Source organism: Enterococcus sp. DIV0724b, from assembly GCF_050531475.1.
GTDB classification, from domain to species: Bacteria; Bacillota; Bacilli; order Lactobacillales; family Enterococcaceae; genus Enterococcus_L; species Enterococcus_L haemoperoxidus.
In genome coordinates this window covers 2,238,622-2,261,586 of record NZ_CP172890.1, presented here as the reverse complement: position 1 = coordinate 2,261,586, position 22,965 = coordinate 2,238,622, and the positions used below count along the sequence as shown (strand labels likewise).

Annotated in this window: 22 protein-coding genes; 18 read left to right on the top strand and 4 right to left on the bottom strand. The window is 36.1% G+C overall.

Annotated features, from left to right (window positions below):
- Window positions 1-17 precede the first annotated feature (17 nt).
- The 10 genes from atpA (at window position 18) to IGJ02_RS10365 (ending at window position 9,617) form a co-directional block, all read left to right on the top strand.
- Window positions 18-1,574: a F0F1 ATP synthase subunit alpha gene (gene atpA, locus IGJ02_RS10410; RefSeq protein WP_010763292.1), complete on the top strand. Its 1,557-nt coding sequence runs from the start codon at window positions 18-20 to the stop codon at window positions 1,572-1,574.
- 15 nt (window positions 1,575-1,589) lie between these two features.
- Window positions 1,590-2,510, top strand: coding sequence for a F0F1 ATP synthase subunit gamma (locus IGJ02_RS10405; RefSeq protein WP_010763293.1), 921 nt, complete (start codon window positions 1,590-1,592; stop codon window positions 2,508-2,510).
- A gap of 261 nt (window positions 2,511-2,771) precedes the next feature.
- Window positions 2,772-4,178 (top strand): F0F1 ATP synthase subunit beta, encoded by a 1,407-nt coding sequence (gene atpD, locus IGJ02_RS10400; protein WP_010763294.1) that lies wholly within the window; start codon window positions 2,772-2,774, stop codon window positions 4,176-4,178.
- A gap of 17 nt (window positions 4,179-4,195) precedes the next feature.
- The gene (locus IGJ02_RS10395) at window positions 4,196-4,615 is read left to right on the top strand and encodes a F0F1 ATP synthase subunit epsilon (RefSeq protein WP_430601932.1); all 420 of its coding nucleotides are present in this window, start codon (window positions 4,196-4,198) and stop codon (window positions 4,613-4,615) included.
- Window positions 4,616-4,957: 342 nt separating this feature from the next.
- Window positions 4,958-5,194 (top strand): DUF1146 family protein, encoded by a 237-nt coding sequence (locus tag IGJ02_RS10390; protein WP_010763296.1) that lies wholly within the window; start codon window positions 4,958-4,960, stop codon window positions 5,192-5,194.
- Window positions 5,195-5,300: 106 nt separating this feature from the next.
- Window positions 5,301-6,599, top strand: coding sequence for a UDP-N-acetylglucosamine 1-carboxyvinyltransferase (murA, locus tag IGJ02_RS10385; RefSeq protein WP_010763297.1), 1,299 nt, complete (start codon window positions 5,301-5,303; stop codon window positions 6,597-6,599).
- A gap of 14 nt (window positions 6,600-6,613) precedes the next feature.
- On the top strand, window positions 6,614-6,790 hold the full coding sequence (locus tag IGJ02_RS10380; RefSeq protein ID WP_010763298.1) for a DNA-directed RNA polymerase subunit beta: 177 nt from the start codon (window positions 6,614-6,616) through the stop codon (window positions 6,788-6,790).
- Between the two features lie 409 nt (window positions 6,791-7,199).
- Complete coding sequence (locus tag IGJ02_RS10375; RefSeq protein WP_430601931.1) at window positions 7,200-7,844, top strand: 3D domain-containing protein; 645 nt, start codon at window positions 7,200-7,202, stop codon at window positions 7,842-7,844.
- Window positions 7,845-8,083: 239 nt separating this feature from the next.
- Entirely contained in the window at window positions 8,084-8,446 is a 363-nt protein-coding gene (locus IGJ02_RS10370; RefSeq protein WP_430601930.1) for a PTS glucitol/sorbitol transporter subunit IIA, read from the top strand.
- Window positions 8,447-8,450: 4 nt separating this feature from the next.
- Window positions 8,451-9,617, top strand: a complete 1,167-nt coding sequence (locus IGJ02_RS10365; RefSeq protein ID WP_430601929.1) for an AI-2E family transporter — start codon at window positions 8,451-8,453, stop codon at window positions 9,615-9,617.
- A gap of 45 nt (window positions 9,618-9,662) precedes the next feature.
- Here the strand turns inward: IGJ02_RS10365 and IGJ02_RS10360 are convergent, their stop codons facing one another.
- Both IGJ02_RS10360 and IGJ02_RS10355 read right to left on the bottom strand, forming a co-directional pair.
- Window positions 9,663-10,283, bottom strand: coding sequence for an FMN-dependent NADH-azoreductase (locus tag IGJ02_RS10360; RefSeq protein WP_010763302.1), 621 nt, complete (start codon window positions 10,281-10,283; stop codon window positions 9,663-9,665).
- Window positions 10,284-10,422: 139 nt separating this feature from the next.
- Window positions 10,423-10,716, bottom strand: coding sequence for a rhodanese-like domain-containing protein (locus IGJ02_RS10355; protein ID WP_010763303.1), 294 nt, complete (start codon window positions 10,714-10,716; stop codon window positions 10,423-10,425).
- A gap of 283 nt (window positions 10,717-10,999) precedes the next feature.
- Here IGJ02_RS10355 and licT point away from each other — a divergent pair, with 283 nt between their 5' ends.
- The 8 genes from licT (at window position 11,000) to manA (ending at window position 20,742) form a co-directional block, all read left to right on the top strand.
- Window positions 11,000-11,842 (top strand): BglG family transcription antiterminator LicT, encoded by an 843-nt coding sequence (licT, locus tag IGJ02_RS10350; protein WP_010763304.1) that lies wholly within the window; start codon window positions 11,000-11,002, stop codon window positions 11,840-11,842.
- Between the two features lie 180 nt (window positions 11,843-12,022).
- On the top strand, window positions 12,023-13,912 hold the full coding sequence (locus tag IGJ02_RS10345) for a beta-glucoside-specific PTS transporter subunit IIABC (RefSeq protein ID WP_010763305.1): 1,890 nt from the start codon (window positions 12,023-12,025) through the stop codon (window positions 13,910-13,912).
- Between the two features lie 395 nt (window positions 13,913-14,307).
- The gene (locus IGJ02_RS10340; RefSeq protein ID WP_430601928.1) at window positions 14,308-15,756 is read left to right on the top strand and encodes a glycoside hydrolase family 1 protein; all 1,449 of its coding nucleotides are present in this window, start codon (window positions 14,308-14,310) and stop codon (window positions 15,754-15,756) included.
- A 152-nt stretch (window positions 15,757-15,908) separates the two neighbouring features.
- Window positions 15,909-16,490 (top strand): guanylate kinase, encoded by a 582-nt coding sequence (locus tag IGJ02_RS10335; RefSeq protein ID WP_010763308.1) that lies wholly within the window; start codon window positions 15,909-15,911, stop codon window positions 16,488-16,490.
- A 168-nt stretch (window positions 16,491-16,658) separates the two neighbouring features.
- A complete protein-coding gene (locus IGJ02_RS10330; protein ID WP_010763309.1) occupies window positions 16,659-17,306 on the top strand; it encodes a TetR/AcrR family transcriptional regulator in 648 nt (215 codons plus the stop codon).
- Between the two features lie 505 nt (window positions 17,307-17,811).
- Window positions 17,812-18,648 (top strand): VOC family protein, encoded by an 837-nt coding sequence (locus IGJ02_RS10325; RefSeq protein ID WP_430601927.1) that lies wholly within the window; start codon window positions 17,812-17,814, stop codon window positions 18,646-18,648.
- A gap of 39 nt (window positions 18,649-18,687) precedes the next feature.
- Window positions 18,688-19,725 (top strand): serine hydrolase domain-containing protein, encoded by a 1,038-nt coding sequence (locus tag IGJ02_RS10320; protein ID WP_430601926.1) that lies wholly within the window; start codon window positions 18,688-18,690, stop codon window positions 19,723-19,725.
- 42 nt (window positions 19,726-19,767) lie between these two features.
- Window positions 19,768-20,742, top strand: coding sequence for a mannose-6-phosphate isomerase, class I (gene manA / locus IGJ02_RS10315; RefSeq protein ID WP_010763312.1), 975 nt, complete (start codon window positions 19,768-19,770; stop codon window positions 20,740-20,742).
- Between the two features lie 18 nt (window positions 20,743-20,760).
- On the opposite strand, the gene IGJ02_RS10310 is transcribed toward manA, so the two are convergent.
- Together IGJ02_RS10310 and IGJ02_RS10305 are read right to left on the bottom strand one after the other, a co-directional pair.
- The gene (locus tag IGJ02_RS10310; RefSeq protein WP_010763313.1) at window positions 20,761-21,480 is read right to left on the bottom strand and encodes a type 1 glutamine amidotransferase; all 720 of its coding nucleotides are present in this window, start codon (window positions 21,478-21,480) and stop codon (window positions 20,761-20,763) included.
- Window positions 21,481-21,619: 139 nt separating this feature from the next.
- Window positions 21,620-22,954, bottom strand: coding sequence for a MurT ligase domain-containing protein (locus tag IGJ02_RS10305; protein WP_430601925.1), 1,335 nt, complete (start codon window positions 22,952-22,954; stop codon window positions 21,620-21,622).
- Window positions 22,955-22,965: the final 11 nt, after the last annotated feature.

The window sequence follows — 22,965 nt, the reverse complement described above, 5'->3', positions numbered from 1 at the left end:
ATAAAGAGGTGAATTGAATGGCTATCAAAGCAGAAGAAATCAGTGCCTTGATTAAGGAACAGATTAAAAATTATCAACAAGAATTAGCAGTCGAAGAAATTGGGACTGTCACATATGTTGGGGATGGAATCGCTCGTGCCCATGGATTAGAAAATGCGATGAGTGGAGAACTACTTGAATTTTCTAATGGCTCATATGGAATGGCGCAAAATTTAGAAACCAATGATGTCGGTATTATCATTTTAGGTGATTTTGAAACCATTCGAGAAGGCGACAAAGTGAAACGCACAGGTAAAATCATGGAAGTCCCTGTTGGCGAAGCAATGATCGGTCGTGTGGTTAATCCATTAGGACAACCAATCGATGGCTTAGGTGAAATCAAAACAGACAAAACACGTCCTGTAGAAGCCGCAGCTCCAGGTGTTATGCAAAGAAAATCAGTTGATCAACCGATGCAAACTGGTCTTAAAGCAATCGATGCACTTGTACCGATTGGTCGTGGGCAACGTGAATTAGTGATCGGTGACCGTAAAACTGGTAAAACATCAATTGCCATCGATACAATCATCAACCAAAAAGGTCAAGATGTCATTTGTATCTATGTTGCGATTGGCCAAAAAGAATCAACAGTCCGTAACCAAGTTGAAACGTTAAGAGCCTATGGTGCACTTGATTATACAATTATCGTAAATGCTGGAGCGTCTCAACCAGCTCCATTACTTTATATTGCGCCTTATGCAGGAGCTGCGATGGGTGAAGAATTCATGTATAACGGCAAACATGTTTTGATTATCTTTGATGATTTATCAAAACAAGCGGTAGCTTATCGTGAACTGTCATTACTATTACGCCGTCCTCCAGGTCGGGAAGCTTATCCAGGTGATGTTTTCTATCTGCATTCACGTTTACTAGAACGTGCGGCAAAATTAAGTGATGAATTAGGTGGTGGTTCAATGACTGCCTTACCATTTGTTGAAACACAAGCCGGAGATATTTCAGCTTATATCCCAACAAATGTTATTTCAATCACAGATGGACAAATTTTCCTAGAGAGTGATTTGTTCTATGCTGGCACTCGTCCAGCCGTTGATGCAGGTCTTTCTGTATCACGTGTTGGTGGTTCAGCTCAAATCAAAGCAATGAAAAAAGTAGCTGGTACACTTCGTTTAGATTTAGCAAGCTATCGCGAATTAGAAGCATTCACTCAGTTTGGTTCTGATTTAGATGCGGCAACACAAGCTAAATTAAACCGTGGTCGTCGTACCGTTGAAATTTTAAAACAAAAATTACATGCACCGTTGGCAGTAGAAAAACAAGTTGTTATTCTATATGCGTTGACTCACGGATTTTTAGATAGTATCAGCGTTGCAAAAATTCTAGATTTTGAATCAGAATTATTCGACTTTTTAGATGGAAAACATCCTGAATTATTTGAGACGATTCGTACAACAAAAGATTTGCCAAAATCAGAAGATTTAGATGCTGCAATCAATGAATTCAAAGAACTATTTAGCGCAGCTAATTCTGAAGGATCAACAGCAAAGGATACACTTGAATCAATTCAAAATGCGTAAGAGAGGTGACAAGAATTGGGTGCTTCATTAAATGAAATCAAACAACGCATTGCTTCAACTAAAAAAACCAGTCAGATTACCAACGCTATGCAAATGGTTTCAGGCGCTAAACTGACAAAATCTGAGGCGGCTTCTAGAAGTTTTCAAGAATATGCATCAAAAATCCGTTCTATTGTTACGCATCTTGTTGCAGCTCAATTGAGTGATCTAGAAGAATTGGATTCATATGACAATGAAGAAGCATCAGAAAGCGGAAATTACCATATGATGCTGACATCACGTCCAGTGAAAAAAACGGGTTATATCGTCATTACTTCTGATAAAGGATTGGTCGGCGGCTATAACAGCTCAATATTGAAACAAACGATGAAAATGATGGCAGATGATCATAAATCTCAAGATGAATATGTCTTGATCGCTATTGGTGGAACTGGAGCAGATTTTTTTAAAGCTCGTGGAATAAATGTTGCATATGAGCTTCGTGGTTTAAGCGATCAACCTAGTTTTGATGAAGTTCGAAAAATCGTTTCAACAGCGACTACGATGTATGAAAATGAAGTGTTTGATGAATTGTATGTTTGTTATAACCACCATATCAATTCATTGACAAGCCAATTTCGTGTAGAAAAAATGCTGCCAATTTCTGATTTAGATCCAGATGAAGCAACGACATATGAGCAAGAGTACATTTTAGAACCTTCAGAAGAAGCGATTTTAGATAATTTACTTCCTCAATATGCTGAAAGTTTGATCTATGGTGCTATTATTGATGCAAAAACAGCAGAACATGCTGCTGGGATGACAGCAATGAAAACAGCCACTGATAATGCACAAAATATTATTAGTGATTTAACGATTTCTTATAATCGTGCTCGTCAAGGAGCGATTACACAGGAAATTACCGAAATTGTAGCGGGTGCAGCTGCATTAGAGTAACAATCAAGATTCGAGCTTGTAGTGCTCGAAGTTCTTACTAAGTAATAGAGAAGACAGGTTTTTATCACGACCTCGTTAGGATATAAAACTGTCGAACCTTCGATAGTTTTATGACCTCTTTAACGGTATAAAAATATCAAGAGCTCAGCAGTTTCACAAAAGTCTGAATGCCCAAAAAGTGGATAGTCAGATTGTGCTCCAATTACTCGCTCTTGAACAATATTTTTATGACCTTTTTTAAACGAAACGGAGGAAAGACACATGAGTTCAGGAAAGATTGTTGAAGTAATCGGTCCCGTTGTTGACGTGGAATTTTCACTAGATCAATCCTTACCGGATATCAACAATGCATTAGTCGTTTATAAAAATGGCGAAGAAAAACAAAAAGTCGTTCTAGAGGTAGCTTTAGAATTAGGGGACGGTGTCATCCGTTCGATCGCAATGGAATCTACTGATGGGTTACAACGCGGAATGGAAGTTATTGATACAGGAAAACCAATCTCAGTTCCTGTTGGGAAAGAAACATTAGGAAGAGTTTTCAACGTTTTAGGCGATACGATCGACTTAGAAGAACCGTTTCCAGAAGATGCGATTCGTAGCGGTATTCATAAAAAAGCCCCTGACTTTGCTGATTTAAGTACAAGTAATGAGATTTTAGAAACAGGGATCAAAGTAATCGATTTATTAGCCCCTTATTTAAAAGGTGGTAAAGTTGGACTATTCGGTGGTGCCGGTGTTGGTAAAACTGTTTTGATTCAAGAATTGATTCATAATATTGCTCAAGAACACGGCGGTATTTCTGTATTTACCGGTGTTGGTGAACGAACTCGTGAGGGGAATGACCTGTATTTTGAAATGAAAGACTCTGGTGTTATTGAAAAAACAGCCATGGTTTTCGGTCAAATGAATGAACCTCCTGGTGCACGTATGCGTGTGGCTTTGACTGGTTTAACAATTGCGGAATATTTCCGTGATGTTGAAGGGCAAGATGTGTTATTATTCATCGATAACATTTTCCGTTTCACACAAGCGGGATCAGAAGTTTCTGCCTTATTAGGTCGGATGCCTTCAGCCGTTGGGTATCAACCAACACTTGCAACTGAAATGGGTCAATTACAAGAACGTATTACATCTACTAAAAAAGGCTCGATCACATCGATTCAAGCAATCTATGTACCAGCCGATGACTATACTGACCCGGCGCCTGCAACAGCATTCGCCCATTTAGATGCAACAACTAACTTAGAGCGTCGTTTAACTGAAATGGGTATTTATCCAGCAGTTGATCCACTAGCTTCTTCTTCTAGCGCTTTAGCACCTGAAGTTGTTGGAGACGAACATTATGCTGTAGCAACAGAAGTACAACACGTATTGCAACGTTACCGTGAGTTACAAGATATCATTGCGATTTTAGGGATGGATGAGTTATCTGATCAAGAAAAAATCTTGGTTGGTCGTGCCCGTCGTATCCAATTCTTCTTATCTCAAAACTTTAATGTAGCAGAACAATTTACTGGACAACCTGGTTCTTATGTTCCTGTTGCTGATACAGTTAAAGGCTTTAGAGAAATTCTTGATGGAAAATACGATGACTTACCGGAAGAAGCTTTCCGTAGTGTTGGTAGAATTGAAGACGTTATTGAAAAAGCTAAAACGTTGAACTACTAAAAGGAGGAGAGACAGAAATGGAATGTTTAACTGTCAATGTGGTGACTCCTGACGGATTGGTTTATGATCACCGTGCGACGATCGTTGTTGCAAAAACAACAGATGGTGAAATTGGTATCTTACCTAAACATGCACCGATCATCGTTCCTTTAGCGATCGATGAAGTTCGTGTTAAAAGAACGGACTCTGATACACACGTAGATTGGATCGCTGTAAACGGCGGTATTATGGAAGTCCGTGATAATATTGTGTCAATCATTGCCGATAGTGCAGAACGTGAAAGAGATATTGATGTAAGCCGAGCAGAACGTGCAAAACAACGAGCTGAGCGGATGATTGAAAAGGCGAAGGAAAATGCAAATACGGATGAATTACGCCGTGCAACTGTTGCACTTCACCGAGCAATCAATCGAATCAATGTGTCAAAACATACGTAAATTATGAGTGGCTGAGACAGCGAAATAGTGATGTCTCAGCCGTCTCTTATAGTAAGACAAAACACCTACATATGTTATTTTTATGAAAGTTAAGAATCTTTATTTTTTGTTTGAGGGAATTTGTGATAAACTATTTCTATATAGTTTAATGAAGCTGAATAGATTTTCACTCAAAAGCTGAAGAAACCTATTACGCTTTTATGATGTCTAGCTTTACGGGCTAACTTCTCGGAAAAAAGATAAAATATGTTTGTGACAAAAGAATTGTCACGCTCAAATTTTTCTATTTTTCTTTCGAAGTTGAACGAGCCCATTACGCTTTTAAATTAAGGAGATCAATTTATGCAATTTTTTGGTATTGATGCGGTGATTCGGATCATCTGCCACATGATGTTTATTTATGTAAGTTTTTGGGCGATGCAATCGATCAGAATTGAACAGTTTTTCAAAGCTCATCAAACTTCTCAAGTCCGTTTATTGATTGTTTTGATTTCGATTGTGATCGGGTTTACTGTGAGCTCATTTTTCCTAGAGTTTCTAGCATTGTGCCGTAACTTATTTACTGTATTTTTCCCATAAGGATTGATGGATAAAAAGAAAAGATACTATTTGTTGGTAAATAGTGGTATAATAGAAAAGATTTTGGATCGAAGCATCCAATTCTAACTTTTTTGGGGGGAACAAAATGGAACAGATCATTGTTCATGGTGGTAACCAATTAAAAGGAACTGTGAAAATTGAAGGGGCTAAAAATGCAGTATTGCCAATTTTAGCAGCAACCCTATTAGCAGAAGAAGGAACAACAACATTAAATAATGTACCAATTCTTTCTGATGTTTTTACAATGAACCAAGTAATCAAACATTTAAACGTAGATATTGATTTTAATGAAGAAGAGAACCAAGTCACAATAGATGCAACGCAGCCTTTAGGCATCGAAGCAAATTATGAGTATGTTAGTCAAATGAGAGCATCAATCGTTGTTATGGGCCCGTTATTGGCTCGTAATGGTCATGCAAAAGTTGCTATGCCTGGTGGATGTGCGATTGGTAAAAGGCCAATTGATTTACACTTAAAAGGCTTCCAAGCTTTAGGTGCAAAGATTATTCAAAAAAATGGCTATATCGAAGCAATTGCAGATGAATTGATCGGCAATACGATTTATTTAGATTTTCCAAGTGTGGGTGCGACTCAAAATATCATGATGGCAGCTGTTAAAGCCAAAGGTATGACAGTAATCGAAAATGTTGCTAGAGAACCTGAAATCGTTGATTTAGCGAATATCCTTAATAAAATGGGTGCTAAAATCGTCGGTGCTGGTACTGAAATGATGCGTATCGAAGGCGTGGATAAACTTCATGCAGTTGAACATTCGATTGTTCAAGATCGTATAGAAGCAGGTACTTTCATGGTTGCAGCAGCGATGACTGAAGGAGATGTTTTGATAGAAGAAGCGATTCCTGAACATAATCGTCCGCTTATTTCTAAATTAACTGAAATGGGTGCTGTTATTCGCGAAGAAAGAGGCGGTTTACGCGTCATTGGTCCTAAAGTAATCAAACCAACGGATGTCAAAACAATGCCGCATCCTGGTTTCCCAACAGATATGCAAGCACAAATGACTGCAATACAAATGGTAGCTGATGGTTCAAGTGTTGTAACTGAGACTGTCTTTGAAAATCGTTTCCAACATTTAGAAGAAATGCAACGAATGAATGCAGATGTGAAAATGGACGGCAATATCGCTATTATCAATGGGAGTCAAACATTACAAGGTGCTGCTGTAGAAGCAACAGATTTACGTGCTGCTGCTGCATTGATTTTAATAGGCTTACGTGCCAAAGGAATCACGCGTGTCTCACACTTAGAATATTTAGACCGCGGTTACTACAAATTCCATGAAAAACTTCAAAAATTGGGTGCTAAAGTGGAACGAGTAAACGACGAAAAAACAACAGAAAAGAAAATGTCAACAGTTAGCTAAAAGGGGAAATAGATATGAGTTCGACACGCTATATTATAGTGACTTTGTTGAAAGTTTTAGTAGTGATTGCCTTAGTGATTATTTTATTTGTTGCCGGCACAATGATCGGTTATGGAGTAGTCGGTGGAGGAAATCCAAAAGATGTGTTCAAAGAAGAAATTTGGACTCATATTCTAGACTTTTTTAAATAGGCATACTATAAGCCAATCCAAACTAGTTCTTAAGTTTGGGTTGGCTTTTTTTGTTTAAGAAAAATAACGCTTATTTTTAAATATTTTTTGTAAAACTCTTGTAATATTTGATGTTTTTTTTGTTTTTTAGAACATTATCTGAGCTTTAACTTCTAAATACAATAAAGATAACTAGATTATTGTTTTTTTAAAACTTTTTAATAAAAATAAAATAATGCCTGATATAACTGTATTTCCAAATGTGATTAGGGCTGTTTTTACTATAAAAAAATGAAAATATTTCCCATGTAACAATCTTTAAAACGCTTTCTGACAGACTGTAATGTAGCTTTAATTGAATAGTAACCCTTGGAGATTCACCACATGCTATGATAGCTTTCGTACGAATTTTAAGGAGGAAGCTATTTTAATGAAGAAAAAATGGTTGCCAATGTTATTTATTATTTCTTGTTTTATTACTGGGTCAGTGATTCCTGTATATGCGGCGGAAAATAAGAACAATGAAATGAAGAGCTTAACTAGTTATACAGTCGTGTCAGAACAAACAGCGCAAAGCTTATCTAGTTCAATGATTTATTCACTGACAGAAGGAAAAGCATTTAAACTAGTAAAGAATGATATTTTAAATAAAGAGAAAATCGAAAAAGAAAAAGTAGCAAAAGCAGAAGCTATAAAAAAAGAACAAGCTGCTAAAGAAAAAGCGGAAGCTATAAAAAAACAAGCTGAATTAGAAAACAAAAAGCCTAAAAACACAAAGCCAGAAGGTCAAACGATAACGATGGAAGCCACCGCTTATTCTTGTAATGAAGGATTTATTGGCGGAGGTAATTTAACAGCGATGGGACAAGATTTACGTGTTGATCCAATGGCAATTGCTGTTGACCCAAGTGTGATCCCACTAGGTACGAAATTATATGTTGAAGGCTATGGAGAAGCTGTTGCTAGTGATACTGGTGGCGCGATCAAAGGAAATATCATCGATCTCCATTTTTCAGATGTATCGCAATGTATCAATTGGGGCAGACGACAAGTTGCAGTGACGATTTTATCGTGATAATGTAGCCTGTTTTACACATCAAATTAATATTTGATTCGGGAAAATGACATTTAGCTTTTAGAATAAGTTATTTCTCCTATCACTGTTTATACAGATTCCAGGTGATTAGTTCATGACTCGAAGAGTTATGGTCTGATCACTTTTTTTGTAGTGTGTAAAAATCTAAAATATCGAATAAGAAAAAAAGTTATATGTTATAATGAAGATTGATTAACGGAAGAAGGAGCGATAAGTATATGAAAGCTGTAATTACTGAAGTGGGTGTTCGTGCATTAGACGAAAAAGAGCCGATGATCATACTTTTTGGTGAAAGTGCCACAGAGGGGTTAAAAGAATATTCTGTAATTCAAAAATTTCAAGAAACTCAATCTTTAGAAATGAAAAAAGGGGATCTATTAAAGATCGATGAACAAGAATATACCATTGATTATGTTGGACCTTTTGCCAACAAAAACTTAAATAGTATTGCCCATGTGACCTTGGTTTTTGCAGAAGTACCAAAAGAAGATGCCATTGTTAATGGTTTGTACCTCACTCCTAGCATTTTTCCAATAATCAACGTTGGAACAATAATAGAATACGTGTCTCGTGGAGTGTGATTGAATGGAACGAGAGAAAGAAAAAGATAAACGCTTTTCTTGGTTTTGGCGGTGGTTTTTAAATAATCAAGTTGTGACGACATTAATGATTGTATTGTTGATTTTGTTGATTTTACTCGTTTTTACAAAAGTCTCGTATTTATTTAAACCAGTTTGGCAGTTTATCGGCGTTGTTGGTTTACCGATGATCATGGCAGGTATTTTATATTACTTAATGAATCCAGTCGTTGATTATCTAGAAAAGAAACGGGTACCTCGCATTTGGAGTATTATCGGACTATTTATACTTGTGATTGCGTTGATCATTTGGGGACTTGTAGTAATTGTTCCTAAAATTCAAGAACAAACTGTTAGTTTCGGAAATCATTTTCCTCAATATATCGATACGCTCGACAATAAGATGCAAGAAATTTTGAGCGATCCTTTTTTTGCACAATTTCGCAGTCAGTTAGAGGATATGGGCGATAAATTGATTAGTTCATTAGGAGATATCATTCGCAATATTTCTACGTTTACAGTACAAGGATTAGGCAGTTTTGTAGGAGCTGTTGCAACCGTTGTTGTCGCTATCATCACAATGCCGTTTATTTTGTTTTATCTTTTAAAAGATGGCAAACAATTAGCGCCGTATTTGATGAAGTTTTTACCAAATAAAATGCGCAAACCGACATTGAAAGTACTAGGAGAAGTCAATTCACAAGTGTCTTCTTATATACGTGGTCAATTGACCGTGGCGTTTGCAGTGGCTGTAATGTTTATTCTTGGCTTTTCATTTATTGGACTGGATTACGCGATTACTTTGGGTATCACAGCAGGTTTTCTTAATTTGATACCGTATCTTGGGTCATTTTTGGCAATGGTACCAGCTGTATTTTTAGGAATTGTAGGTGGACCAGTTTTATTAGCTAAAGTGTTAGTCGTCTTTGTTATTGAGCAAACGATCGAAGGACGTGTGATTTCCCCCTTAGTATTAGGTAGTCAGTTAGACATCCATCCAGTGACGATTTTAGTCGTGCTGTTGACGTCTGGCAAGTTATTCGGTGTTGTAGGCGTTATTCTGGGAATACCTGTCTATGCCGCAGCTAAGGTCATCATTACGCATATATTTGAATGGTATAAAGATGTTTCAAGTCTGTATCATGAAGAAGAAGAATTAAGAAAACTTGAATAAAAAAAGCCGAAATAGACAAGTCTGTCTGTTTCGGCTTTTCGATTCTTAGAATGTTTTTCCTAAAGTTGTTGCTTGGTCCATTGCTGCATCTAATAATTCTTCGGCTTTTTCCGGATGGTGATCGATTCCTTCGATAAATAATTGATCGACTTCAGCAACACCAATGAAGTTTAAAATACCTTTTACATATTGAGAAGCAAAATCTTGCCCTTCATAAAAACCGCCATTTGATTGAATATGCAACGCTTTTTTGCCATTAGTTAAAGGTTTAGGACCTTCTTCAGTATATTTAAACGTTTTGCCAGCGACATTGATCGTATCAACCCATGCTTTTAAGCGAGTTGGGACATTTAAATTCCACAAAGCGTTAGCGATAACGACTTTGTCAGCGCCTAGGAATTGATCTGTCAATTCGTTGAAACGAGCAACCTTTGTTTGTTGGCTTTCATTTAGAGCTGTAAATTCAGTACCAGTACGTAACGCACCCCAACCAGAAAGTAATTCTTCATCAATTTCTGGAACAAAATCAGCGTAGACATCCAGTACGTCGATCTCATCAGCTGGGTTTTGAGTTTTATAACTTTCTAAAAAAGTTTCTAATGCTCGGACAGAACGAGATTCTTCCTTAGTAAGCGGGTGTGCTTTGACAACAAGTAATTTTGACATGTAAAATCTCCTTTAAATACCTAAGTATCATTATTTATAAACAAAAACTATTTTACTAATAAAAAGTAAGAAAATCAAGTTTTTACTTAAATTCCATAAAAAAACAAGTATTCATAAGCTGAATACCTGTTTTCTTCTATTAAAAAGCGTGCGATAGTTGTTGCATTCCACCAATCACATGAACTGCATGAAACCCTTTAGAAGCCATGAAAGATGCGATGATTTCAGAACGGCGTCCGCTGTAACTAATAATATGATAGGTCTTTTCTTTATTTAGCTGTTTTAGCATATTTGGTAAAACAGTGGCTGGTAGTGACATTGAGTGTGCTAAGTGTCCTTGTAAAAAACTTTCCGTTTCACGAATATCGATGACATTAAGGTCATTTTTAGTGTAAAGTGTTTCAAAATCAGGAGTAGAAATTGATTCAAACATGTAACTCATCCTTTGAAAATATATATTTTTTAAAACTATGGGATAGATTGTAACTCTTTTGAAGAAGGTTTGCAATCGGACTTTTACATTTCTTAATAGTTGTCTAAAAACAATATTTTCATTTGCTTTTTGAAAAGGGTTGCAAATAAATTAGAAAGATGATATGATATCCATGTAATAAGGATTGTTACTGTTCGGCAGGCAAAACCTGAATCTTCCATAGTAGTTTGTTTGGGCGGATTCTAGGTTTTTTTCATTTGTATTTGTAAAAGTGAGGTTCATCATGTATATTGAAAAAATTTTAAACAACAATGTCGTCATGACAAAAAATGAATCAGGTGAAGAAATCGTCTGTATGGGCCGAGGACTAGCATTTCAAAAAAAAATCGGTGATTTGATCGATCCAACTTTTATTGAAAAAGAGTTTGTTCTTAAAGATTCCATCACTTCTGGACAATTTCAGCAATTGTTTGCGGATATTCCGTTAGAAGAAGTAGAGATTGTTAAAACAATCGTGGATATGGCTGAAGAGGATTTAGGAATCGAGCTTTCATCGAACATCTATTTAACATTGACGGATCACGTGCATTACGCCATCATGAGAGCTAAAGAAGGTCTTGAGATGCCCAATCCATTAATGTTTGAAACAAAAAAGTTTTATCCTAAAGAATTTGCTATTGCTAGAAAAGGGGTAGCGTTAATCAAGGAAAAACTGGACATCGATTTTTCAGAAAGTGAAGCAGGTTTTATTGCATTTCATATTGTAAACAGCGAGCAGGCTAATGGTAATATGGAAGTGACGATGTCAGCCACTGAAATGGTACGAGATATTCTAACGATCATCAGTCGTTATTTTGGTACACCGTTCGATGAAGACTCATTGAACTATCAAAGAATCGTGACGCACTTACAATATTTTGCCCAACGTTATCTGCAAAATGAAGCACATGATGAAGAAGATGACTTTCTTTATGAGCTGATTCAAAGCAAGTATCCCAAGGCATTTCAATCAGTGCAAAGAATCAATGATTATCTAGTCAAAAAATATCAAAAACCAATTGACAAAGCAGAACAAATTTATTTGACTATTCATATTCAGCGAGTAGCTGGAGAGAGAAAAATGTAGTATTTATTCATTAAAAATTTAACTTTCAATCGAAGCGGATTGTTACTGTTTAACAGGCAAAACCTAGATTGAAAAAACAAGAGATTCATCTATATTTATGTTTTTTGTAAGTATAGTAAATCATTGTTTTTTCAGTTTAGGTTTTTTTATATAAAAAATTAAGGAAAAGGGGCATATAAAATGAGTAAAAATCAAGAAATTGCTGAGCGCGTCTTAACGCTAGTCGGCGGAGAAGAAAATGTGAACAGCGTAGTTCATTGTGCGACACGTCTGCGTTTTAAATTAAAAGATGAAGAAAAAGCAGATACTGAAAAATTAAATCAAGATCCAGATGTAATTCAAGTTGTTCGAAGCGGCGGCCAATACCAAGTTGTAATCGGCAGCCATGTAAGTGATGTGTATAAAGAATTGATGGCACATAGTGGTTTAGGAGACAACGATTCAGAAAAAGAGACAGGACCTAAAGGCAATATTTTTAATCAGTTAATTGATATTATTTCTTCTATCTTTACACCGTTCTTGGGCGCGATGGCCGGAGCTGGGGTTTTAAAAGGGTTTTTGACACTGGCTGTTACATTAAACTGGCTGACAGCTGAATCAGGTGTCTATGTTGTTCTTTTTGCAATAGCCGACGGAATATTCACATTTCTACCGATTCTTTTGGCATTTACTGCTGCGAAGAAATTCAAAACGAATGAGTTTTTAGCAGTCTGTTTAGCAATGGCACTTGTTCATCCAAGTATTACTGCTTTAGCAGGACAAACGTTAAGTTTTGCTGGAATTCCAGTGATTATCGGAGCTAGCGCATATACGTCATCTGTTATTCCGATTATTCTAGCTGTATATGTTCAAAGTCATGTTGAACGTTTCTTCAAGAAAGTAATTCCATCTTTCTTACAAATTATCTGTGTTCCTTTAGCTGTTTTTCTTGTGATGGCGCCCGTTACGTTTATCGCAATTGGCCCAATCGGTACAATTTTAGGTGATTTACTAGGAAAAGGATATGATAGTATTTATGGTATCAGTCCAATTATTGCCGGTGCAGTTATGGGTGGTTTATGGCAAGTATTTGTAATGTTCGGTATGCATTGGGGCTTTGTTCCGATTATGTTATTAAACCTTTCAGCAGCAGGTGGTGGTGTAGATACAATGGCACCAATGCTTTTACCAGCCGTATTAGCACAAGGTGGTGCTGCATTAGCAGTCTTCTTCATGACAAAAAATGTGAAATTAAAAGGTTTAGCTTTATCTTCAACAATCACTTCGGTCTTTGGGATTACAGAGCCGACTGTTTATGGTGTTACTTTACCACTTAAAAAACCATTTATTGCCGCTTGTATTGGTGGCGCTGTTGGTGGAGCCTTCATTGGTTTCAGTCACGTTCAAAACTATGTATTTGGTTTAATCAGTTTATTGAGTTTACCAGGATTCATTCCTCAAGATACAAAAGATACTTCTGGCTTAATTGCGGCAGTCATCGGGACAGTAATTGCATTTGTGATTGCTTTTGTATTAACATTTATTTTGAAATTTGATGATAAACCAGAAGTAGGTAGTGAAACTGCTACAACAGGTAATAACGCTAACTTAGATGCGCAAAATGGCAACAAAAATGATAAAATTGTTTTAACAAGCCCAATTACAGGTACAATTGTTCCTTTAGATAAAGTGGAAGATCAAGTATTTTCATCAGGTGCTTTAGGCAAAGGAATCGCAATCGAACCAACATTAGGTGAGCTTTATGCTCCTGCTAACGGAGAAATCACAACACTATTTCCAACAGGACATGCGGTTGGGATCACAACGGAAGATGGTGCAGAGGTATTGATGCATATCGGTATGGATACTGTTGAAATGGATGGTGAAGGATTTGAAATAGCAGTGAAACAAGGCGATAAAGTGAAGCAAGGTGATCTGTTAGTGAAATTTGATATTGAAAAAATCAAAGCTGCAGGGCATCCAGTGGTAACACCAGTCGTTGTGACAAATAGCGGTGATTATTTGGATGTATTAGATATGGATCAAACAGATGTTTTACATGGAGAAGATTTTTTGGCAATCGTACGTTAATAGATTTTACTCATAGACTTTTAGGTTATCTAGCTTCATGAGCCAGTATCTCGGAAAAAAGATAAAATCTGCCTGTGACCAAAAGCGTCACATCATATTTTCCTATTTTTCGACGATACAAAGCGGCTCATTATGCTTTTAGGTTATCTAGCTTCATGAGCCAGTATCTCGGAAAAAAGATAAAATCTGCCTGTGACCAAAAGCGTCACATCATATTTTCCTATTTTTCGACGATACAAAGCGGCTCATTATGCTTTTAGGTTATCTAGCTTCATGAGCCAGTATCTCGGAAAAAAGATAAAATCTGCCTGTGACTAAAAGCGTCACATGATATTTTCCTATTTTTCGAAGATACAAAGCGGCTCATTACGCTTTTAGAATAAGGAGGAAAACAAATGGCAAACAAAAGAACAGTATTTCCAGATGGATTTTTATGGGGCGGTGCAACAGCAGCCAATCAACTAGAAGGAGCTTATCGCTCAGATGGTAAAGGGTTGTCAGTAGCAGATGCAATGCCTGGTGGCAAACAACGTTTCCAAATTTTAGGCAGTGATTCGTTCAATTGGGAAATTGATGAGGACAAATTTATTTATCCCAACCATCGTGGTATTGATCACTATCATCGTTTTAAAGAGGACATTGCCCTTTTTGCAAAAATGGGGTTCAAATGTTACCGATTTTCAATTGCTTGGGCTAGAATTTTCCCTAAAGGCGATGAAGCGACACCAAATGAAGCTGGGTTGAAGTTTTATGACCAAGTGATCGATGAGTGTTTGAAACATGGTATCGAACCTGTAATTACAATCTCACACTATGAAATGCCGTTACATCTAGCTAAAGAATATGGTGGTTGGAAAAATCGTAAAATGATCGATTTCTTTGAAACCTATGCAACGGTTGTGTTAACCCGTTATGGTAAAAAAGTGAAATACTGGATGACGTTCAACGAAATCAATTCTGCTTTCCATTTCCCAGCATTAAGCCAAGGAATGGTCAAAGCAACTGGTGCTGGTGATTATCAAAATGTTTTCCAAGCATGGCATAATCAATTTGTGGCTAGTGCTAAAGCTGTAAAAATCGGTCATGAAATCAATCCAGACATACAAATTGGTTGTATGATCATTTATGCAACAACATACAGTATTGATGCAAACCCGATCAACCAAATGGCAACATTAGCACAAAACCAAGAATTTAATTTTTATTGTACAGACGCTCAAGTACGTGGCGAATATCCTGCTTACCAACAACGCATGTTTGATAAATACGGAGTCTCTGATTTAGAAATCGGAGCTGATGATCTAGCCTTAATGAAAGAATATACGGTAGATTATATCGGCTTTAGTTATTATATGTCTTCTGCTGTTAACGAAACGGCTGAAGAAGAAGATACAGTAGTTGGAAACTTATTAGGCGGTGTGCGTAACCCATTCTTAGAGGCGAGTGAATGGGGCTGGCAAATCGATCCTGAAGGTTTGAGAATTGCGTTAAACGAATTATACGATCGATACCAAAAACCATTATTCATTGTAGAAAATGGCTTAGGAGCAATTGATAAAGTAGACGAAAACTTTTATGTTGAAGATGATTACCGTATTGATTATTTACGTCGTCACATTGAAGCAATGTCAGATGCTATAAAAGATGGCGTTGACTTAATGGGCTACACACCGTGGGGCTGTATTGATTTAGTTAGTGCTTCAACTGGCGAAATGAGCAAGCGGTACGGTTTTATCTATGTAGATTTAGATGATAATGGTGAAGGTACGATGAACCGTTATGAGAAAAAATCATTTAATTGGTATAAAAAAGTGATTGAAACAAATGGACAAGAGTTGAAATAAAAAATAAACCAGAGCAGTAGAACAGAGTGGGAATCTCTTCTACTGCTCTGGTTATTTTTCTAGCTAGTATTCTAATAATAATTACCTGTTTTCTTTTTCATTGATGCTATCTCTTTGTTGTTGTATAGTGAATTTATAAGGGGGAATGAGTAGTGAAAAGAAAAAAACTCAAATATCCATTCTTTGTTATTATCGGTCCTAGCGGTTCAGGAAAAACTAGAGTAGCAGAAGCTGTTTTTCCAAAGGAATATAAGGTGATTTCTCATACAACTCGCCCTATTCGAAAGGAAGAAGTAGCGGGTGTAGATTATTATTTTGAAACGAAAGAACGATTTCAGCACTTAATAAGTACAGATGCTTTAGCAGAGCATGATACATATCATGATAATCAGTATGGTGTAGGAACAGCAGAACTAATTCAAAAAACAGCTGATCATTATGCGTATGACGTTTTAACGATCAAAGGGTTTCAAGAAATCGAAAAACAATTTGGAAATATGGTCATTCCGATTTTTTTAGAAGTATCCAAAAAAAATGTATTAACGAGGTTACAGACCAGAGAAGATGATATCATGGTTATAAAACAACGTGGTGCTTTATACGATCAAGAAATTGAAAATAAAGACAAAGTGAAGAGGTACCCAAATCACTATATAATCAATGCAAATCAGCAGTTTGAAAAGGTTGTTCAAGATGTCAAAAAAGCGGTAAACGAGAGTTGTAAAATCATTTGATTGGATTTCATAGAAAAAGTGGGAAAGCAATATGTCTATTGTACCCTCTTTTTCTGTCTTAAATATTTTTGTTGTCCTCTTCATTTTCTATTGCTTTTTTATCTCATGGTGCTATAATGACAAAGTGTCACATGACAACTTGTCATTTAGAAGAAAGGGATGCAATAAATGCCAAAAACAACTTTTTTTCATTTAACTGAAGAGAAACAGCAAAGAATATTGGAAGCCGCTTCGATTGAATTTTCTAGAACTCCGTTGAAAGACGCATCTATCGCTAATATTGTGAAATTAGCTGAGATACCAAGAGGCAGTTTCTATCAATATTTTGAAGATAAAGAAGATCTATACTATTATTATTTCGACTTTTTAAGACAGGATAGTAAAAGGAATATTGAAAAATGTATCAAAAACGCAGATGGGGACTTGTTTGATGGGATGTCAGCTTACTTTTCGAAAATGATTGTGGAAGTTTTAACAGGGGAACATGCATCTTTTTATCATAATCTTTTTATGAACATGGACTATCAAGCAACCAGCCGAGTTTCTCCTCAATTCAGTTCAAGTGACAAAAAAGGTGAACAATGGCAAAAAAAACGCCATGGACATAAGATTTATAAACTAATTGACCTTTCCAAATTGTTGATTCATAATGAACAGGAATTTAAAATGTTGATGCAAATGCTTATGAATACTGTTTATTCTTCAATTGCAGAAGGATACCGTCAACTTGGTGAAAATCCTGAATACGACATTGAGCAAATCATTAAAAACTTTAATACCAAATTGAATTGGATTAAAAATGGTGTCTATAAATAGTTAGTCTGAAATAAATATTGAAGACCTGAGAGTAAAATGTTTGGTTCGTTTTATTCTGAGGTCTTTTTATAAAAGATGTAACTTTATAAAAAGAAAGAACCTAGACTTGCAATAAAGAAAAACTCAGAAGATTTTGGGATCAATGAGAGTGTATCGAATAGGTATACATCAATGGAGCAAACAATCTGAATAAGCAGAATTTTTGATTTAAAAATAACACGTACTTCAGGTATAAAAGTGAAAAAATGAAGAGGTTAATGAAGCAGAAGATGGTTGCATTGAATAATCATGATTTTTTGTATTAAAATTACTCTATTCAAGATTGGTATAGTGTAATTACTTTTTGAAAAACAATCTAATATTTATAAATTGGTCTAGGTAGATAAAACACTGTTTTCTCAAAAGTTTCCTATATTTCTTATTTTTTTGAAAAGAGCATTTACTTGCTGAAATCACTAGAGATGTTTAGAATAATTGTAGGGAGACATTCGGAGGGGGAAGACGAATGGAAAAATTTAAATTATCGGAAGATGTATATGTGAAAACGGTTGCGCTTCGCATAAAAGATGTAGAGAGAATGGTTAGTTTTTACAAAAATGTTTTGGGATTTGTTTTAAAACTAGAAGAGAACAATTTATCAATATTTGGCTCACAAGAAAAAGATAGTCGATTATTAATATTAGAAGAAATAGATTCTGAAAAAGGCCACATAGACGTTTCAGATAAAGCTGTCTGCTTTTCATTGTTGATCCCAACAGAAGAAGAGTTTGGCAGCCTTTTGAGAAGAATTACAGCACATAATTATCCTATCAGCAAATCAGTCCAAAAAAAGCAACGAAAAAGTGTATTCTTAAAAGATCCAGAAGGAAATGAACTAGAAGTTAGTTATCAAGGGGCAAAAGATTCAGCTAAAGAAGTCACTGAGATACTTGATATACAGCCTTTGATCCAGAAAAGCAAAGTCTTATATTCAAGCCTTTCAGTAGGAGTGCGATTTGACCGAATCAAATTACACGTAACAGACAAATCAGAACATCATTCTTTTTATCAAGATATGTTGGGGATGACTTCTGAAAGTAAATTAGCCAATACATTATCGATGAACGATGGAAATTTCAGCATTCATCTAGACGATTCAGAGAAACAAAATAGCCAGAAAGCCGATTCTAAAGAATCCTTGGGATTGGATTTTTTTGTCTTAACTTTAAATCATGAAACAGAAATGAAAAAGCTGAAAAAGCATTTAGAAGAGCAACAACAAGAATTTTTTGTTGATAAAAAATTAACGATTTTAACGATTTATGATCCTAGCGAAATTGAATGGTGGTTCGTTAGAAATTAAAGAGACAAAATAGTCCGAAAAGCAATGAGGTAAATAACGATGTATGAAAAGACAAAGGCAAAAATCAAAGAATTGATGGAAGACGAGGTTTTCCCAGGAGTCAGTTTTTCGTTTATAATGGCTGATAAATCAGAAGATCATATTTGGGGAAATGCCCAAATCATACCGACAGTCGAGCCGCTAAAGCCTGCGCTGCTTTTTGATGTAGCTTCGTTGACTAAAGTTGTCTGTACGACAACGGTGGTTTTGCAATTGGCAGAAGCAGGAGTAATCAATATTGATGTTCCATTTAAACATTATTACTCAGTTTTTGAAGATGAAAAAATAACGATTCGTCATCTGTTGACGCACACTTCTGATATCCAGAGTTATATTGAAAATCGAGATACTTTGTCAAAAGAGGAATTGAAAGCTGCATACAATCAAGTTCAATCAGGTAGACATTTAGGTGAGAAGGTAGCTTATACAGATACTGGAACAATTTTACTTGGATTTATGTTGGAAGAAATGGTAGGAAAAGAAGCTATTGAGATTTTTAAAGAGCGTGTTTTGCAGCCTTTAGATATGAAAGAAAGTATTTTTCTACCGACAGATGCGGCCAAGATTGTACCGACTGAAGCTCATCCAATTAGAGGATTGATTCGCGGACAAACCCATGATCCAAAAGCCTTTGTTTTAGCTGAACATGCTGGTAATGCTGGTCTATTTACTAATTTGACTGATCTTAAGAAGTTTACGCAAATGTATTTGAACGAAGGCTCGTATCAGGAAACAAAAGTATTGGAAAAAAGGACTGTTCGTTCATTATTAGTTGATCAAACACCGAATAAACGTGGCAATCGTTCTCTAGGCTGGGATTTAAAAGAGGATTTGACAGGAAGAACGATTTTATTTCACACGGGCTACACAGGGACCTTTTTGTTGATCGATCCTACTGAAAAAGAAGCGTTTATTTTTCTTTCCAATCGTGTTCATCCTATTGACAAAAGAGCAGAATACATCGAAAAGAGAGACGAACTTATTGAAATTTATTTGCAAGAAAAAATAACAAACAAAGATGAATCGCTTTCTTTTTAGTGGTATAATTAATGAGTATAAGTGGAAGGGAGTCACTAAACTATGCAGCAACCGTTATTTTTAAAACCAGTATTTCAAGAAAAAATTTGGGGTGGGGATCGTTTACATACTGTATTCGGTTTTGACTTGCCAAGTAATAAAATTGGAGAAGACTGGGCGATCAGTGCTCATCCTCATGGGGTAAGTACAGTAGAAAATGGTGAATTTTCTGGTAAGAAGCTAGATGAACTTTGGGCAGATCATCGTGAATTATTCGGTAATGTCAAGGGAGATGTTTTTCCTTTATTAACAAAGATTTTGGATGCCGAAGATGATTTATCTGTACAAGTCCATCCAGATGATACTTATGGTTTGGCTCATGAAGGCGAACTTGGGAAAACGGAGTGTTGGTATATTATCGATGCTGAACCGGGCTCAACAATTATTTATGGACATAATGCCAAGAGCCGTGACGAACTAGAAACAATGATCAAAGAAGCACGTTGGGATGACTTACTGAAGAAAGTACCTGTTAAAAAAGGTGACTTTTTCTATGTACCAAGTGGCACGATTCATGCGATCGGTAAAGGGATCATGATTTTAGAAACGCAACAAAGCAGTGATACTACGTATCGCGTGTATGACTATGATAGAAAAGACGATCAAGGACACGCAAGAGAATTGCATATTCAACAATCTGTTGATGTGACGACCGTTCCTGCTGAAGATGCGCAATTATCGATCCAACAGCAAAATCAAGGACAATCAAGTATCATTACGTATTTGAAAACACCTTTTTTCAATGTGTATGAGTGGCAAGTCAAAGGTGTACTGAATGTAAAGAAAAATGCACCGTATACGTTAGCAACGGTTATTGACGGTGTTGGTCATTTGATTGTCGAAGAGGCTGATGCAGTAAAAACTGAAAGTTATGAACTGACTAAAGGAACAAGCTTTATCATGCCAAATGATATCGAAAAATGGCGAATTGAAGGCGATTTGACGATTATTGCGTCAGAACCTGGAATAGATGCATAGTATTTAAGTAAAAAAGTGTTAGGAATTTTTCCTAACACTTTTTTCATTAACTGCCAGCATTTCCTGTGGAACTTCAAATGCTTCGTTATATTTTTTTTCTAAAGCTGTTTTAATCAACCGAATTCCTAGATTTTCATTACGAGCAAGTATCGGTCCGTGAAAATAAGAACCAAAAACATTTTTGTAGATCACACCTTCAGAACCATCTTCGCTATTGTTTCCTTTTCCTTTAACTACATTACCTAAAGGGCGCTCTCCTTTACCTAAGAATGTGCGGCCGTTATGATTTTCAAAGCCATAATAGGTTTCATTGAATTCTTCATTGTGAATCACGATATCACCGATATAACGGTTATTATCTTGGCTTAATGTATAATGATCCAATGCTCCTATTCCATGGATTTTCTCACCTTTAGCGCCCATATAATAATGCCCTAATAATTGAAAACCACCACAAATCGCTAACATGACCCCATCATTTTCGATGTATTCAGTTAAAGATTCCTTTTTCGTTTGGATATCGTCTGAGATGATCAACTGTTCAAAATCTTGACCACCACCAACAAAAACTAAATCATATTTATTAGGATCAAAAGGTTCATGAATACTAACGATTTCAGAACGAAAGGTCACATTCATTTTTTCAGCAAGGTATTTTAACATTAGTAAATTACCATTATCACCATAAGTGTTTAGTAAATTTCCATATAAATGACACACAACTAATTCTTTAGTCACTGATTGTTCCTCCTCATTTAAAAGCGGAATGGGCTCGATCTGTCTCGACAGAAAAATAGGAAATAAAGACTGAGGCGCTTTTTGCCTCATTCATTATTTATCTTTATTCCGAGAGACAAGCCCATGTAGCTAGATAAAACTATTTAATATAACCTTGTGCAACTAGTGATTTACGTAATTGTAAAACTGCTGTATACGTAGCTAAAATATAAACATGTTCTGTCGGCAATTCTTTTATTGCTGTGATCACGTCATCTAGGTTAGGAATTTCTTTTAATTTATCTTCAGAAATACCTGCGACTTTCATCCGTAAGGCCATGTCCTGATGACGATCTCCACCAGCAATGACTTCTGGGATATCCATTTGAGCAAAGGCTTCATGATCACCATCCCAGATCCAGCTAACATCTATACCATCTGCATAATTTGCATTTAGTAATGACACAAGAGAAAACGGATAGGGGGCAAGTTTCATCATATCGATTACTTGGTTCAAGCCAACTGGATTTTTTACTAAGACTAACGTACATAATTTACCATTGATGTTGATTGTTTCTTGACGACCAAAAACTTTTTCATCATAGCTTAAACCAGCTTTGATTTTCTCAGGAGAAACGCCATAGTGCTCAGCAACAGAGGTTGCAGCCAAGGCGTTATATACATTATACATACCACCAACAGCAATACTATATTCGGCACCATCGATTATAAAATCAGCAGAAGTATTATCCATAGCAACCATTTCAGTTAATTGAACATCTAATTCAGGGCGATGGAAGCCGCAGTTAGGACAATAATATTTTCCAAGATTGGCATAAGTAATCATTTTATAATGCAAAATATGATGACATTTTGGACAAAGTAATCCATCTGTATTGTAATGAGCCATCTGTTCTTCATCCGGCATATGATTAAAACCATAGTATTTTCTTGGATTGATTGTTTCAACTGAATTGAAAATCGGTGAATCACCGTTGCATATAATGGGTGCATTAGGCGCAGCAGCAGCACCGTCAACAATTAGTTTATATGTGGTGTAAATTTCACCATAGCGATCCATTTGATCACGGAAAATATTCGTAAATAAGAATAGTTTTGGTTCGATATATTTTGTGACGCGACTTAAACTCGCTTCATCAATTTCTAAAACTGCAAATTTCTTCTTAGCACCTTTATTTTTGGCCGATAAGAAAGTTGAAACAATTCCTTGTTCCATATTCGCACCAGTCGGATTAGTCAGTACGTGATCAAATTCTTGTCTTAAAATATTCACCGTCAAAGCCGTCGTTAAGGTTTTTCCGTTTGTACCAGTAACAACAACGATTTCATAATCTTTTGCTAGAGTATCCAAAATTTTTGGATCGATTTTTAATGCTAATTTTCCAGGGTAGCTACTGCCGCCTTTGAAGAAAGTTTGTAAAACCCATTGCGAAGTTTTCCCAGCGGCTATTGCTACATGACTTCTGATTCCCATAAAGTGACCTC

Bases quoted from the DNA above. Each gene is read 5' to 3' on its own strand.
- atpA (WP_010763292.1), top strand. From the start codon at position 18: ATGGCTATCAAAGCAGAAGAAATCAGTGCCTTGATTAAGGAACAGATT.
- atpD (WP_010763294.1), top strand. From the start codon at position 2,772: ATGAGTTCAGGAAAGATTGTTGAAGTAATCGGTCCCGTTGTTGACGTG.
- IGJ02_RS10395 (WP_430601932.1), top strand. From the start codon at position 4,196: ATGGAATGTTTAACTGTCAATGTGGTGACTCCTGACGGATTGGTTTAT.
- IGJ02_RS10390 (WP_010763296.1), top strand. From the start codon at position 4,958: ATGCAATTTTTTGGTATTGATGCGGTGATTCGGATCATCTGCCACATG.
- murA (WP_010763297.1), top strand. From the start codon at position 5,301: ATGGAACAGATCATTGTTCATGGTGGTAACCAATTAAAAGGAACTGTG.
- IGJ02_RS10380 (WP_010763298.1), top strand. From the start codon at position 6,614: ATGAGTTCGACACGCTATATTATAGTGACTTTGTTGAAAGTTTTAGTA.
- IGJ02_RS10375 (WP_430601931.1), top strand. From the start codon at position 7,200: ATGAAGAAAAAATGGTTGCCAATGTTATTTATTATTTCTTGTTTTATT.
- IGJ02_RS10370 (WP_430601930.1), top strand. From the start codon at position 8,084: ATGAAAGCTGTAATTACTGAAGTGGGTGTTCGTGCATTAGACGAAAAA.
- IGJ02_RS10365 (WP_430601929.1), top strand. From the start codon at position 8,451: ATGGAACGAGAGAAAGAAAAAGATAAACGCTTTTCTTGGTTTTGGCGG.
- IGJ02_RS10360 (WP_010763302.1), bottom strand. From the start codon at position 10,283: ATGTCAAAATTACTTGTTGTCAAAGCACACCCGCTTACTAAGGAAGAA.
- IGJ02_RS10355 (WP_010763303.1), bottom strand. From the start codon at position 10,716: ATGTTTGAATCAATTTCTACTCCTGATTTTGAAACACTTTACACTAAA.
- licT (WP_010763304.1), top strand. From the start codon at position 11,000: ATGTATATTGAAAAAATTTTAAACAACAATGTCGTCATGACAAAAAAT.
- IGJ02_RS10345 (WP_010763305.1), top strand. From the start codon at position 12,023: ATGAGTAAAAATCAAGAAATTGCTGAGCGCGTCTTAACGCTAGTCGGC.
- IGJ02_RS10340 (WP_430601928.1), top strand. From the start codon at position 14,308: ATGGCAAACAAAAGAACAGTATTTCCAGATGGATTTTTATGGGGCGGT.
- IGJ02_RS10330 (WP_010763309.1), top strand. From the start codon at position 16,659: ATGCCAAAAACAACTTTTTTTCATTTAACTGAAGAGAAACAGCAAAGA.
- IGJ02_RS10325 (WP_430601927.1), top strand. From the start codon at position 17,812: ATGGAAAAATTTAAATTATCGGAAGATGTATATGTGAAAACGGTTGCG.
- IGJ02_RS10320 (WP_430601926.1), top strand. From the start codon at position 18,688: ATGTATGAAAAGACAAAGGCAAAAATCAAAGAATTGATGGAAGACGAG.
- manA (WP_010763312.1), top strand. From the start codon at position 19,768: ATGCAGCAACCGTTATTTTTAAAACCAGTATTTCAAGAAAAAATTTGG.
- IGJ02_RS10305 (WP_430601925.1), bottom strand. From the start codon at position 22,954: ATGGGAATCAGAAGTCATGTAGCAATAGCCGCTGGGAAAACTTCGCAA.